Origin of the sequence: Bowmanella sp. JS7-9 (assembly GCF_004329715.1) — a bacterium.
GTDB classification, from domain to species: domain Bacteria; phylum Pseudomonadota; class Gammaproteobacteria; order Enterobacterales; family Alteromonadaceae; genus Pseudobowmanella; species Pseudobowmanella zhangzhouensis.
Genome location: NZ_JXSY01000018.1, coordinates 142,101 through 155,842 on the forward strand (window position 1 = coordinate 142,101; position 13,742 = coordinate 155,842).

Sequence of the window (13,742 nt, forward strand, 5' to 3'; positions counted from 1 at the left end):
TACTTTTTAGGACTCATAACCCGTTAATTTTGTTGATTAAACACTAAAGTCCGAAATTTGTTAACACATGAATACAAATCCATTTATTAGTATATGCGCTACTAATAAGGAGATTCGGGTGGAGCAGTATTTAAGAGAGTTACTCATTGTTCCCGAAGCAAAAGTAACCGAACTAACATCACTCGCGACGGCGTTAACAACACTGACCCAAAAAGGTCAGGGAAATGGTCAAGGTGTTCGTGTTGATCACCTGGCTAAGCAGTTGTGTACCTCCGAAAGAAATCTGCGTCGTAAATGCGCCAAGATGTTCGGCCTCAGTCCCAGCGAGTTACTGATGAAGGTTCGTATTGAACAAGCCAAGCATTTATTGAACAAAGGCCATAGCATTGGAGACGTGGCCTATCATGTTGGCTTTACAACCCACAGCCACTTCTCGAATGTCTTTAAGCGCTATGTCGGTAAAGCGCCCAGCGCGTTTCGTAACAATAAGGCGCAGCGTTAAAGCTGCGCCATAACCTTATCTGCTGTTTCCAGCGTCATATCAAGCAATGCGTCGCTGTGGCAAGCAGACACAAAGCCAGCTTCATAAGAAGCTGGGGCCAGATAAACCCCATTGCTTAACATACCGTGGTAGAAGCGATTAAATTGCTCCGTATTGCAGTTAATCGCCTGCTGGTAATTTGTCACCGTCTCTACATCAGTAAAGAAGAAACCGAACATGCTACCGGCTTTGTTTGTGGTCAGTGGAATGCCATGACGTTTGGCGATATCCCGCAGCCCCTGAGTCAACACGTCGGTACAATGATTAAGGCGCTCATATAATCCGTCCTGTTGGATGGCTGTCAGCGCGGCAAGGCCAGCGGCCATTGCGACCGGATTACCCGATAAGGTGCCCGCCTGATAAACCGGCCCCAGCGGTGCCAGACACTGCATAATTTCGCGCTTACCGCCAAATGCACCAACTGGCATGCCACCACCGATAACTTTACCTAAACAGGTCAGGTCAGGACGAATATTGTAGTGGGCCTGAGCGCCACCCAACGCGACGCGAAAACCGGTCATGACCTCATCAAAGATCAACACGGCGCCGTATTGGTCGCATACGTCCCGTAAGCCTTCCAGGAATCCCGGAACGGGCGGAATACAGTTCATATTGCCTGCGACCGGTTCAACGATAATAGCCGCGATTTCATCACCAGATTCAGCAAAGACCCGACGTACCTCGTCGATATTGTTATATTCCAGTGTAATGGTGTGCTTGGCGTAATCAGCCGGCACGCCCGGAGAACTGGGGACACCAAAGGTCAGTGCGCCGCTGCCGGCTTTGACCAGCAAGCCATCGGCGTGACCATGATAGCAGCCCTCAAACTTAATAAACTTGTCACGCTGGGTGTACCCGCGGGCCAGACGAATTGCGCTCATGGTGGCCTCGGTTCCCGAGTTTACCATGCGTAACATTTCCATTGATGGCACCAGCGTGCTGACCAGTTCGGCCATGGTAATTTCGATTTCTGTCGGTGCTCCGTAACTCAAACCATTTTCTGCGGCTTTGATTACTGCCTCACGGATAGCCGCATGGTTGTGACCCAACACCATAGGTCCCCAGGACAGCACATAGTCAATATATTGTTTGCCTTCGCTGTCATACAAAAACGCCCCATCGGCGCGTTGGATAAACGGCGGAGTACCACCGACAGCTTTGAATGCGCGAACCGGTGAGTTTACGCCACCAGGAATATGGATCTGGGCGCGTTTAAATAAATCATTTGAAGAGGTCATTGTTGGCCTTTAGTTGTGAACCACTGCACGTCACAGTCATATTTTGCCACCAGGTCTTCGACGCCAAGCGTCAGTGCAAACAGCGCCATACGCACCAGTACACCATTATCTGCCTGACGGAAAATTGCGAGGTTCGGGTTAAGGTTCAGGTCATTATCCAGTTCATTGGCATCGGCACGGCTATCTCGTGGTAGCGGGTGCATAATGACGGTGTTGGATTTGAAGTGTTGTGTGTAGATTTGCTGGTTCAGTCGGAATTTTCCCCGGTACTGATCGGCTTCCGCTTTGCTGGCAAAGCGTTCTTCCTGCACGCGGGTCTGATAGCAAATATCGGCATCCAGACTACCGGTGAGCTGGTCGGTAATTGTCACCCGATGCCCGGCTTTATCCAGTTCTGCCATGACTTTATCCGGCATCGCCAGTGCCTGCGGAGAGATCAGGGTCAGTCGGATATTTTTATACAAACACAGCAATTTTGACAAGGAATGCACGGTACGACCGTATTTAAGGTCGCCAATCATGGCGATATGCATGCCATCGATGCTCTTACCATGGTCGGCCAGCTCCTTCTGAATGGTGTACAAGTCCAGTAGCGCCTGAGTCGGGTGTTCATTCGGGCCATCGCCGCCGTTAATCACGGGAACGCGGCTACCCTGAGCAAATTCAGCCACAGAGCCGGCGTCCGGATGGCGCATGGCAACGATATCGGAATAACTGGAAAGCACCCGGGCGGTGTCATACAGGGACTCGCCCTTGGACAATGCGGAGGTCGCCATACCGGCTGTTTCGCGCACTTCTCCACCAAGAAGGTTAAACGCCGTGCCAAAGCTTACCCGGGTACGGGTACTGGCCTCAAAAAACAAATTTCCTAAAATTGCGCCATCCAGCACCTTGGTGCGCTTTTGACGATGAGCGTAGGGGGCCATCCGATTGGCAACGGCAAAAACCTGCCGAATAGTATCCAGATCAAATTGATCCACTGAGAGAATATGTTGCCCGCGAAAAGAGTTCATATATTCAAAATCCGGCCAGTTTTAAGCAGGCGCGATTCTATCACGCCGGAAATAAATGTGAATGTACGTCAGCGTCAGACGCTGGATCAGATAAATTTCACCACCGCCAATGACACCACCGCCAGCAAGACTAAAACAGGTAGTTCATTGATAATTCTGAAGAACCTGGCGCTGTGGCAGTGGGGGTTATGGATGAGCTTTTTCATCAGGCTAAATAACCAGCCGTGATAAATATACAAGGCTGTCACCAGCGCCAGTTTCACATGCAACCAGTGGGCAGCACGAAACCAGTCTGCGCCGTAACTGACAATCAGTGCGACGCCAAACACCAGGGTCAGAAGCGCAAACGGGGTGACGAACCAAAAAAGTCGTCTTTCCATGATTTGCAATTGTGCATGCACATTGGGATCCCTCGACTCTGCATGGTAGACAAACAGGCGGGGCAGATAAAAAATGCCGGCAAACCAGGCCACCATAAAAAAGATATGTAAGGCCTTAAGCCAAAGAATAGACGTCACGACTAATATTCCTGTTTATGTAAATGCCCGCGTAGTGTACTCCAGGTGACAACGCCAATCAGTTGATTCTGATCCTGTTGATACACATAAACCGCGCCATTTCTGCTGGCCTGCAAAATATCGTAAACCTCTGACAAGGTAGCCTGAGCGCTGACCCCTTGCATCGTTGTGTAACTGACCGGTCGGCTGTCTTCGCCACTGAGGCTGATATCCCATTGTGCAAGCTGAAACTCTGGCCCATCTTCTCCGGCAATACGCAGCACCACCAGTTTCTGCGGCGCGTGTTCCATAAATTGCATGATTTGTTGTTGATTGCTATCTGCAAAAATCTGGATATCTGCTTGCATTACCGCGATTACCCCGGTTTTTTGCAGATGTTCGCGCACTGGCGTGGTCTGATACGGCAGTTGTTGAAACTGTAACTGGCGAATAAACACCGAACTGTTATTTAAAAACTGTGTGGAGGTCACATAGGCCGGCACAATCACCAGCATGGCAGGCAGAATGACATTGGGATTAAAAGATAATTCCATTACCGCAGATAATGCCGCCAATGGAGCGTGTAACACTGCAGTAAACATACCTGCCATGCCAAGCAGGCCAAAGCTGCCAGTAAACTGATCGGCGTCTTCCAGCAATAAATTCAAGGGCAGTAAAAATAATGCCCCGCCGATTACGCCGAGGCCGAATATGGGGCCGATTACCCCGCCAGGTATACCAAGGCCGATCGCAATAATAGTGAGTAGTAACTTACCAAATAGCAGGGCGATAAGCAGGGTAACATTGTGTGGGTTGTCGATGACCACATCAATAGCCGTCAGGCCTGAGCCCATGGCTTCAGGCAGCACAAAGCCAATGCAACCCGTGATAAATCCAGCCAGTAATAAGCGGGTCGCCATATTAAAACGGCTGAAGAATTCGATTGTCTTCATTAGCTGATGATTAAACAGGGCGGCTAATCCGCCCATACCCACACCAAAAAATATCAGCAATAAGTACATCCAGGGTTCTAACGCCACCCAGCGCAGGAACGCCATCTCATGCACCTCACCAAATACCAGCGTGGTTAACAGTGAACCCACTGCGGCGGCCAGCATTACGGGTATAAAAACGTGGATTTTGTATTCACGCAGCACGACTTCCATAACAAAAATCACGGCGGCAAAGGGGGTGTTAAAGGTGGCGGAAATGCCTGCAGCGACACCACATCCAGCCAAAATACGTATGCTGTTAAACGGCAGTTTTAGTCTATCACCGACAAAACTGCTGCCGGCCGCGCCTAAGTGCACAGCCGGCCCCTCTCGTCCGACTGAAAATCCGCAGGCCAACGCCAGCATGCCGCCGAAAAATTGGTTAATCGTTGTGCGCAGCGGCATCAGACCATAGAAGGTTTTCACCCGGTGAATAACGAACGGAATGCCGAGCCGGTAATGGCGAAAACCTGTCAGCCATGCAACGAATAAAATAAGCATGGCCGCCAGTGACGGCAGCAGAAAACGATGGCGCGGGTCGAGCAAACTAAAATTATCTGGTACCGTCAGGATCAGTAATTGAATCCCTTCCACACACAGGCGCAGCAGGGTGATCAATAGCGCAGCGATAACACCCGCGACAATACCGAGCAGGCACAGTTGTACAGAAGTGCGCGGATGCGCCAGTTCGTATCGCAGTTTGTCCAATTGCATGGCAATGGCATAATAAGCGGAAATGATAGGTAAGCTTATCACAAGTTATTGTATTTAATGGCTTTTAAAATTTGAGGTAGAGCATTTGTCGGAATATTTGCAGCAATTCAAGGATAAGTGGGGACTGGCGACGTTCTATCTGCGCGTGATTAGCCTGTTTGCCATCGCTGTCGCTGCCGGATTTGGTCTGGGTTACGGGGTTACAGATTTGGTTTCAGCCAAACTCGAGACCCAGCAAAACAGCCTGAATCAGCTGAATCAGGAGAATAATCAGTTACAGCGCCGTCTGAATATTATTGGCGTGGAATTAGAAATCGAAAAGCGCGCTAACCAACAGGCGCAGCGAGACTTGCAAAATGCGATTGAGGAATCTCAGCAAATCCGTCAGGAATTGTCGTTTTACCAAAAAGTCATGGCGCCTGAACTGAATGAAGATGGCTTTGTTATCGACAGTCTGGATATTGAGTCGATGTCCACCCCTGGTCGTTACCATATGGCCATGGTTCTGATGCAACAAGAACGTCGAAAAACCTTCGTAAAAGGCAGTATCAAACTGTATCTCAAAGGCAGTCAGAATGGTCAGGCGGTGACGCTAGGCATGGATCAACTGGGATTGGATGCAATGAATTTTGAGTTCCGCTATTTTGAAGTGCTTAAAGCGGACTTCCAGTTACCTGACGGCTTTACCCCGGATCGTTTTGAAGTGCAGGCCAGATTAACCAGCAAGGGCAGTAAACAGGCCAGTTATGAGCGCACTTTTAACTGGCGTTTGACCAGTATGGATGTCATCAGCGGGTAATTGCGGTTTTACCGAGAGGATTTCTTGACCAAATTACTCGGGTATTAGATAATTCGCGACCCCTGAATGGGGTCGATTTGTACCGGAGACATTATGACTGTTGAAATGGCCATGCCAATTGAGTTTACTGATGCAGCTGCACGCAAAGTGCTGGCGTTGATTGATGAAGAGGAAAATCCGAATCTGAAATTACGCGTATTTGTGACAGGCGGTGGTTGTTCAGGTTTCCAGTACGGTTTTACCTTCGACGAAAAGGTTAACGAAGGCGATATGACCATCGAAAAGCAGGGCGTGACGCTGGTGGTTGACCCGATGAGTCTGCAATACCTGGTGGGTGGTGAAGTTGACTATACCGAAGGACTGGAAGGTAGCCGTTTTAAGGTAAATAACCCCAATGCGACGACAACCTGTGGCTGTGGCTCGTCATTCAGTATTTAACTTAAGCCTAAAATCTGCTCTACTCTGAGTATTCTCGCAGTGCACGGTGAACCATAGGTTAGGTTCACCCCAAGGATACTCATATGCCTAATGGCAAACTAACCCTGAAAACGGTTGCTGACGCTCTGGGCGTTTCAGTTGCCACTATCTCTAATGCCTTCAATCGTCCCGATCAACTCTCGGCCAAACGCCGTGAAGAAATATTGCAGGCATGCAGCGATATGGGTTACTACGGCCCTAACAAAGCTGCCAGTTCGCTGCGCAAAGGTCATTTTAATATCATCGCGCTGGTGCTGCCTGACAGCCTTGAGTATATGGTGACCGACCCGGTTGCCAGTCAGTTTATCAAAGGTGTCGCCGAGGGATTAAAAGAGACCCAAACTAACCTGCTGTTGTTTTCGGGGAGCAGTGACTCAGTGCATGAGGTAGTTGACTTTGTTGACGGCTTTATTTGCTACGGCGGCCCTCGCAACGCCAAATTGCGCGATCAATTAGCCAAGCTGGACAAAAAAGTGGTCACCGTTGACTTCGATATCCAGGGCAAGCCATCGGTAAATATCGATAACCAGCGTGCCGCGTTTGAGGTGGCGCAAAATGTGTTGAAACAAGGGGTGAAAAATCCTGCCATTCTTGGTTTGCGTTTGATTGACTCTAAATTCACCTGTCGTGTGTACGACAGTGAATTACTGGATGCGAACACTTCGATTGCCCACCGTCGTCTTGACGGTTACATGCAGGCGCTGCAGGAAAATCATATCGCTATCGGTAATGATCGTATCTGGCATATTCCGGAGAGTAACCAACATTATGCTGCTATCGCAGCCAGGGAAGCATTGTCGACCAACCCGCGCCCTGATGTGTTGTTGTGTATGAGTGATATCATCGCGCTATCGGCAATGCGTGAAGCGTTACAAATGGGTCTGCGTATTCCCGAAGATGTAAAAGTTGTCGGCTTTGATGGCATCGAAGAGACCCGCCGTTTTCACCCAACACTTACCACAGTGCATCAATATAGTGATGAAAAAGGCCGCCGTGCTGCCAAATTATTTTTAAGTGGCGACACAGCAAGCCTGAATCTGAATTATGAGATCATTCAGGGTGAAAGCAGCTAAACACCCAGCCAGTCGGCCAGAATAATTTCCTGCGTATCGCCATCTTCCGTTACAGCTATGCTGGCGCTAAGTCTGTTGGTGGCATCGATATGTAATTTTGCCGAAGACGTCGCGCTTTGCCAGCTTAGTGTCAGGCAGCCACCCTCAGCCACGGCGCTGAATTCGCCATTAAAGCATGTCAGTCGATTACGTAACTCAATCAGCTGGCATAAGGCTTTAACCACCGGCTTTTGTAACGCCGCGCGCACTTTTTCACGATCCAGATACGGCCGGTTAATATCCCGTCCTACATTGCTGCGTGACAGCAGATCCATATCATTGGGAATCGCTAACAGACCGGCATAGTAAACCTGAGGGATCCCCGGACTAAAAAATTGAATCGCACGTGCGATCAGGTAGGCCAGATCATCCTGCCCTAAAGCATCGTAGTAGGTACAATTTACCTGATAGAGATCCACATTGCTGGCCGCTGCGCCGGTCGCCTGACGGCTCTGGTGCGCGCTGTTGCTATGAATAGTCTCTACCAATTGATCAATTTGTGCGGGCGTCAGTAAACCAGCCTTATCGCCATCTGGGCCGGCATCAATAATGCCAATGCCATCATGGGTATCCAGCACGCTGATACAATTATGCGGCGCAATTGCCAGCCATTTACCCAGCGCGGTGAAGTCGTGACTAAACAGGCTATGTAAGACCAGCGGTGGCAGCGCGAAGTCGTAAACCAGATCACAGCGTTTAGCGATATCGACCTGGGTTTGATAATGACTGTGTATCTCAACCAAACATTGCATGCCGAGCTGTTTCGCACGCTCTGACAGGGTGGCAATAAATTCAAAGGTTTCTTCCTGCATAAAGCAGCGCGTGCCGGCTTTTTTAATCGCATAGCCCGCCGCATCCAGACGGATAAGATCGATATTGTTGTCGGCAAATGTGCGTAAAATGCCGTCCAGATAGGCCTGACCGGCGTCAGAATGCACATCGATATCAATCTGGTTGCTGGTAAAGGTGGTCCAAAACGGCACCGTTTGGCCATCTTTTAACTGAATATCGGTAAAACACGGTGTCGGTCTCGGCCGGTAAATTTTGTTAATGAGCGCTTCATCATGGGCGGCAAACACTTTATCGCGAGTCAGGAACAACGACCAATAAGGCGAAGCTTGCCCATTTGCCAGTACATCCTGAAATTGCGGAGATTTTGCCGACATATGATTCACAATCAGATCCGCCATAATGTCAAAGCGTTCGCCGATACGCCTTACATCCTGCCAGTTACCCAGTCGCCCATCGACCTGAGTGTGATCAATCGGATCGAAGCCGGCGTCTTCGCCGTCGATGGGATGGTAAAATGGCAGCAGGTGCACGCCGCTGAATAAGTCTTTCAGCTCTTGCTGGAGTAATTCGCCAAGCATGCTCAGGTCGCCGCCGCTGAGACGATCTACATAGGTAATAAGTTGTACCTGATTTTTTACCGACATGCGGCTCACTCCAAGATTGAATCTTAAACGATTAAGATATATGTTTACCTAGAATTAACATTTAATCAAGTGCTAACCTCTGCAGCGATACAAAAATGTCATCCGTATGCGGACATGCCAAAAGCGTCAGGAGCGAATTATGAGTGATGCTAACCGTCACAACACAGTTAAGTACATGACCTATTTAATGTTTTTTGCATTTGCGATGACGACAGACGCGGTTGGCGTGATTATTCCACAAGTCGTTAAAGAGTTTGATTTGAGCCTCACCCAGGCTGGTGCGTTCCATTATGTCACTATGGTCACCATCGCTGTGGGCGGGATAGGTTTGGGCTCGTTGGCCGACACATGGGGGCGTAAGCCTGTCATTTTAGTTGGCCTGGGCTTGTTCGCTGTGGCCTGTTACGGTTTTATGCTGAGTCAGTATTTCTGGATGTTCCTGTGCCTGCTGGCCATGATGGGCCTGGCAATTGGTTTGTTTAAAACAGGGGCATTGGCGCTAATCGGTGATATAAGTCAGGACAGTCATGCCCACACCCGGACCATGAACGCGGTCGAAGGCTTCTTCGGTGTCGGCGCTATTGTTGGTCCGGCGGTGGTCACATATCTGGTTGCCACCGGTGCACACTGGTCGCAGCTGTATTTGTTGGCCGGTGCGTTGTGTAGTGTGTTACTGATTGTGGCGTGGCGTGTACGCTACCCCGAGTACGTACGCCACGAACAAAACGCAGCCAGTTTTAAAAGCACTATCAGGTTGGTCAACAATCCCTACGCACTGGGTTTCTCTATGGCCATCGCCCTGTATGTCGCCATCGAAGTTGCAATTTTTGTGTGGATGCCGACCTTGCTGGCTGATTATGTGGGCCAGTTTGAATGGCTCGCCACCTACGCATTAACGATTTTCTTTGTGCTGCGCACCGCCGGACGCTTTATGGCTGTGTGGATCCTGGCGCGTTTTTGCTGGACTGCAGTAATCTGTGTGTTCACCGGACTCATATTCTTGTGTTACCTCGGCGCTATGGTATTTGGCACAGAGGCTGCAATCTTTTTGTTGCCCCTTAGCGGACTGTTTATGTCGATGATTTATCCGACTCTCAATTCCAAAGGAATTAGTTGTTTTGCCCGTCAGCAGCACGGCTCGGTGGCTGGATTGATATTATTCTTTACCGCAGTTTCAGCTGCGCTGGCGCCGTTACTCATGGGTCTGATTGGCGACGCCTTTGGGCATGTTCGTTATGGCTTTATTCTGGCTACGATATTATCCGCCTGCCTGTTTGCCGGTATGTTGTATAACTGGCTGAAGCAACCCGCTCGAGATCGCCTGGCTCAACTGCAGGCATCATAGCGTTCATTTCGAAATATTTTTAATGTCATGTAAAAAATTTGTTATTTACCACTTGCATTCTTAATCGATTAAGTTAATTATTCTTGCACAACAATTACACAGTTAACTATTTTCCGTTCCAGTGGAGATTGCTCATGAAGAAACGTTTTACTTATTCAGCAACGGCCAGTGCAGTGGCATTACTGTTTGCCTTACCTATTACCTCCGTAGCGCAGGAAGCTCAGACTGAAGAAGAGGCGAAATCTTCAGGAGTAGATTTCGAAAGAGTATTAGTGACTGGTAGCTTCAAGCGTAACCGTACTGTCATGCAATCCAGTGTATCTGTTAGTGCGCTGAATGAAGACGACATCAAAGTTACGGCACCGCGCAGTACTGCCGAAATATTCCGTTCGTTGCCCGGCGTACGTTCAGAGTCAACCGGTGGCGAGGGTAATGCGAATATTGCGATTCGTGGCTTACCAGTTGCCTCGGGTGGCGCGAAATTTTTAACCTTGCAGGAAGATGGTTTACCGATTTTACAGTTTGGCGATATTGCCTTTGGTAACGCAGATATCTTTTTACGTGCAGATGCGACCGTTAGCCGGGTCGATGTGGTGCGTGGCGGCTCGGCCAGTACCGCCGCCAGTAATTCTCCTGGTGGGGTTATTAACCTGATCAGTAAAACCGGCGAAGAAAACGGTGGATCCGTCGCGGCAACGGTTGGCCTGGATTACGATACGTTCCGCACTGACTTTGAGTACGGCGGCGAACTGGGTAAGGATATGCGATTCCATGTGGGCGGATTTTTACATCAGGGAGCCGGCCCCCGGGATCCGGGTTATAAAGGTAACAACGGTGGGCAGATTAAAGCCAACGTGACCAAAGAGTTTGATAGTGGTTATGTGCGGGCCTATTTCAAATATCTTGATGATCGCTCCGTGAGTTATATGCCGATGCCAATGTACGCCAATGGCGATTCGGTAGCCGGTTACAATGCTAAACAGGACACGCTGCAGTCGGCCTATCTGTTGTCAACGTTGCGCTTAAACGGCGAAAACCAGATTTCCCGTGGCGATATTCGCGACGGTATGCATCCTCAGGTCAGCAGTATCGGATTTGAGGCGGCATTTGATCTGACCGATGGTTGGGATGTGCAAAACCGCTTCCGCTTCTCCGACGTGAGTGGCCGCTTCAATACCCCATTCCCTGCTGAGATTGCGTCCGGTAATAGCGTTGCTCAAAGCATTGGTGGTGACGGTGCGCAGTTGGTCTACGCCAATGGCCCTGATGCCGGCAGTAGCTTTAATGGCACAGGTAACGTCATCCGTATGCACACATTTGATGTGGAAATGGAAGATTTCGGTTCATTGGTGAATGATCTGCGCTTGTCCAAATCATTTGAAAAGGTCGATGTCACGGTGGGTTATTATCTGGCATCGCAGGCTATCCGTATGTCCTGGTTGTGGAATAGTTACGTTAGCGAATTAAAAGGCGACAACGCGGCATTGCTGAATGTGGTCGGTGCTGATGGCACTGAGTATTCGGAAAACGGGCTGTATGCCTATGGCGTGCCTTACTGGGGTAACTGCTGCCAGCGAAACTATGACACCGAATATGATATTGCCGCCCCATATGTGGAATTGTCTACCCAGCTCGGCGATGTCAATGTGGATTTGAGCGTGCGCCATGATAGTGGCGATGCGTCCGGTTTCTACAGTGGTGCAGCACAAAGTGCCGTGGATATGAATCGCGATGGCGTTATCTCTGTTGCCGAGCAAAGTGTGTCAGGTCTCGACCTCGCGAATCCTTCGCTGGTCAATTATGACTGGAGCTATACCTCTTATTCACTGGGTGCAAACTATCAGTTAGAAAAAGACACGGCGTTATTTGCCCGCCTCAGCCGCGGTGGTCGCGCCAATGCTGATCGTTTGTTGTTTGGTAAAGTGCGTGCTGATGGTACGGTCGCCAAAGAAGACGCGGTAGACATGGTGGATCAGTTAGAGGCTGGGGTGAAATGGCGTCGGGATAATCTGTCGTTATTCGCCACCTTGTTCCATGCCAAAACCGAAGAGCAAAACTTTGAGGCGACCAGCCAAAAATTCTTTGATCGCCAATATAAAGCCACAGGTTTAGAGCTGGAATCCTCATATACGGCAGATAATTTTGACCTGCGTGGCAGCGTAACCTGGACAGACGCCAGTATCAGCAAAGATGCGCTTAGCCCTGATTTGGAAGGCAACACACCTCGTCGTCAGGCTGATTTTATCTACTCTTTAATCGGTCGCTACTACCTGGGTGAAGGCCAAGTCGGCTTGAGCCTGGTGGGAACCACAGATTCTTACGCGCAGGATAATAACGACCTGAAGTTTGACGGTTACACCCAAGTAAATGCATTTGCCGTTTATAACTTATCGCCGGCGATGACGGTCAGCCTTAACGTGAACAATCTGTTCGATACGGTAGGACTGACGGAGGCGGAAGAAGGCTCGGCATCGGCATCTGACATTATTCGCGCCAGAACCATTAATGGTCGCACCTCATCATTGACAGTGACTTACAAATTCTGAGGCTACAATAAGTGATACAGGCCTCCTGATGGGGGCCTTTTTTTGGAGTGTGATTGATGGCATTGATGAGCTTTGGTGAAGCATTGATAGACTTTCTGCCAGCGGATAAACCGGGAGAATTCAAAGCTTGTGCTGGTGGTGCGCCCGCTAACGTGGCGGTGGCGCTGGCGTGCCTGGGGCATAACAGTTTTTTTGTAGGGGGTATGTCCGCTGATGCTATGGGCGATTTTCTGCGCCATGAAATGGCCAGTCGTGGGGTGAATCTGGATTATATCGCACTAATCAACCATGCCCCCACGTCTTTGGTACTAGTCACATTAGATAGCCATGGCGAGCGAAGTTTTCAGTTTTATCGCGAAGGTGGTGCGGATGCTTTATTTAGCGGTGAACACTTACGTATCGAGGCGTTTAAATATGCATCTATCTTCCATTTTTGCTCAAACACCCTGACCCATCTATCCCTCAACGAGGCCACATGGCAGGCGTTAGAACTCGCTCACAAACATCATCTAATCGTCAGTTTTGATGTGAATCTGCGTTTGTCATTGTGGAGCGAACAACAGCGCACACATTTGTTTGCTCGTGTAATGGAGTGTGTGGCGCGTAGCCATATTATAAAGCTGGCCAGCGAAGAATGTGCATATCTTGCCGGGCAAGCAGGCTGTACCGAGGCACAGTGGATTGCGCAGTGTTTGACCAACGATTGTACTGAATTGGTAGTGGTGACTGACGGAGGTAAGCCAGTGAATGCCTATACCCGACACGGGCAATTGTGTGTCACACCGCCTGAAGTTACCCCTGTGGATACTACGGGTGCCGGGGATGCGTTCATCGCCGGGTTACTCGCTAACCTGGATACCTGCCTGTTACAGGGAGATGGCTTTGCACACTGGTTAGGTGAAGAGACGTTGCAACAGGCGTTGGTGCAGGCCTGTGCCAATGGCGCGAAGGCTTGTCAGATAAAAGGCGCGTTTGAAGCCATGCCTGCCGGCTAGTCGTGAGCCCATACATTTGTTAATCTGCTCGTGTCTA

Annotated in this window: 12 protein-coding genes; 7 read left to right on the forward strand and 5 right to left on the reverse strand. The window is 49.6% G+C overall.

The features are described from left to right. The first annotated feature begins 118 nt into the window (after positions 1-118). Positions 119-502 (forward strand): AraC family transcriptional regulator, encoded by a 384-nt coding sequence (locus TK45_RS10140; protein ID WP_165490757.1) that lies wholly within the window; start codon positions 119-121, stop codon positions 500-502. Here the strand turns inward: TK45_RS10140 and hemL are convergent. From hemL to TK45_RS10160, 4 genes are all read right to left on the reverse strand, one after another. Then, positions 499-1,779, reverse strand: coding sequence for a glutamate-1-semialdehyde 2,1-aminomutase (gene hemL / locus TK45_RS10145; RefSeq protein ID WP_131258541.1), 1,281 nt, complete (start codon positions 1,777-1,779; stop codon positions 499-501). The genes TK45_RS10140 and hemL overlap by 4 nt on opposite strands. Next, on the reverse strand, positions 1,776-2,792 hold the full coding sequence (locus tag TK45_RS10150) for an aspartate carbamoyltransferase (RefSeq protein WP_131258542.1): 1,017 nt from the start codon (positions 2,790-2,792) through the stop codon (positions 1,776-1,778). Before TK45_RS10150 ends, hemL begins: the two co-directional genes overlap by 4 nt. An 86-nt stretch (positions 2,793-2,878) precedes the next feature. Next, positions 2,879-3,310, reverse strand: a complete 432-nt coding sequence (locus TK45_RS10155; protein WP_131258543.1) for a CopD family protein — start codon at positions 3,308-3,310, stop codon at positions 2,879-2,881. Between the two features lie 2 nt (positions 3,311-3,312). After that, positions 3,313-4,995, reverse strand: a complete 1,683-nt coding sequence (locus TK45_RS10160; protein ID WP_131258544.1) for a chloride channel protein — start codon at positions 4,993-4,995, stop codon at positions 3,313-3,315. 85 nt (positions 4,996-5,080) lie between these two features. Between TK45_RS10160 and TK45_RS10165 the strand changes: the two genes are divergently transcribed. The 3 genes from TK45_RS10165 to TK45_RS10175 all read left to right on the forward strand — a co-directional run bounded on the left by TK45_RS10165 (position 5,081) and on the right by TK45_RS10175 (position 7,344). Continuing rightward, positions 5,081-5,794, forward strand: coding sequence for a DUF6776 family protein (locus TK45_RS10165; protein ID WP_131258545.1), 714 nt, complete (start codon positions 5,081-5,083; stop codon positions 5,792-5,794). Between the two features lie 93 nt (positions 5,795-5,887). After that, entirely contained in the window at positions 5,888-6,232 is a 345-nt protein-coding gene (gene erpA, locus TK45_RS10170; RefSeq protein ID WP_131258546.1) for an iron-sulfur cluster insertion protein ErpA, read from the forward strand. An 83-nt stretch (positions 6,233-6,315) separates the two neighbouring features. Continuing rightward, positions 6,316-7,344 carry a LacI family DNA-binding transcriptional regulator gene (locus TK45_RS10175; RefSeq protein WP_131258547.1) on the forward strand — a complete coding sequence of 343 codons (1,029 nt, stop codon included), beginning with the start codon at positions 6,316-6,318 and terminating at the stop codon, positions 7,342-7,344. Here TK45_RS10175 and gtfA read toward each other — a convergent pair. Next, on the reverse strand, positions 7,341-8,819 hold the full coding sequence (gene gtfA, locus TK45_RS10180; protein WP_131258548.1) for a sucrose phosphorylase: 1,479 nt from the start codon (positions 8,817-8,819) through the stop codon (positions 7,341-7,343). The two genes, TK45_RS10175 and gtfA, sit on opposite strands and share 4 nt — an antisense overlap. 139 nt (positions 8,820-8,958) lie before the next feature. Between gtfA and TK45_RS10185 the strand changes: the two genes are divergently transcribed. From TK45_RS10185 to TK45_RS10195, 3 genes are all read left to right on the forward strand, one after another. Then, entirely contained in the window at positions 8,959-10,164 is a 1,206-nt protein-coding gene (locus TK45_RS10185) for a sugar MFS transporter (RefSeq protein ID WP_131258549.1), read from the forward strand. Positions 10,165-10,298: 134 nt separating this feature from the next. Further along, on the forward strand, positions 10,299-12,710 hold the full coding sequence (locus TK45_RS10190; RefSeq protein ID WP_131258550.1) for a TonB-dependent receptor domain-containing protein: 2,412 nt from the start codon (positions 10,299-10,301) through the stop codon (positions 12,708-12,710). A 56-nt stretch (positions 12,711-12,766) separates the two neighbouring features. After that, entirely contained in the window at positions 12,767-13,705 is a 939-nt protein-coding gene (locus TK45_RS10195; RefSeq protein ID WP_131258551.1) for a carbohydrate kinase, read from the forward strand. Positions 13,706-13,742 lie beyond the last annotated feature (37 nt).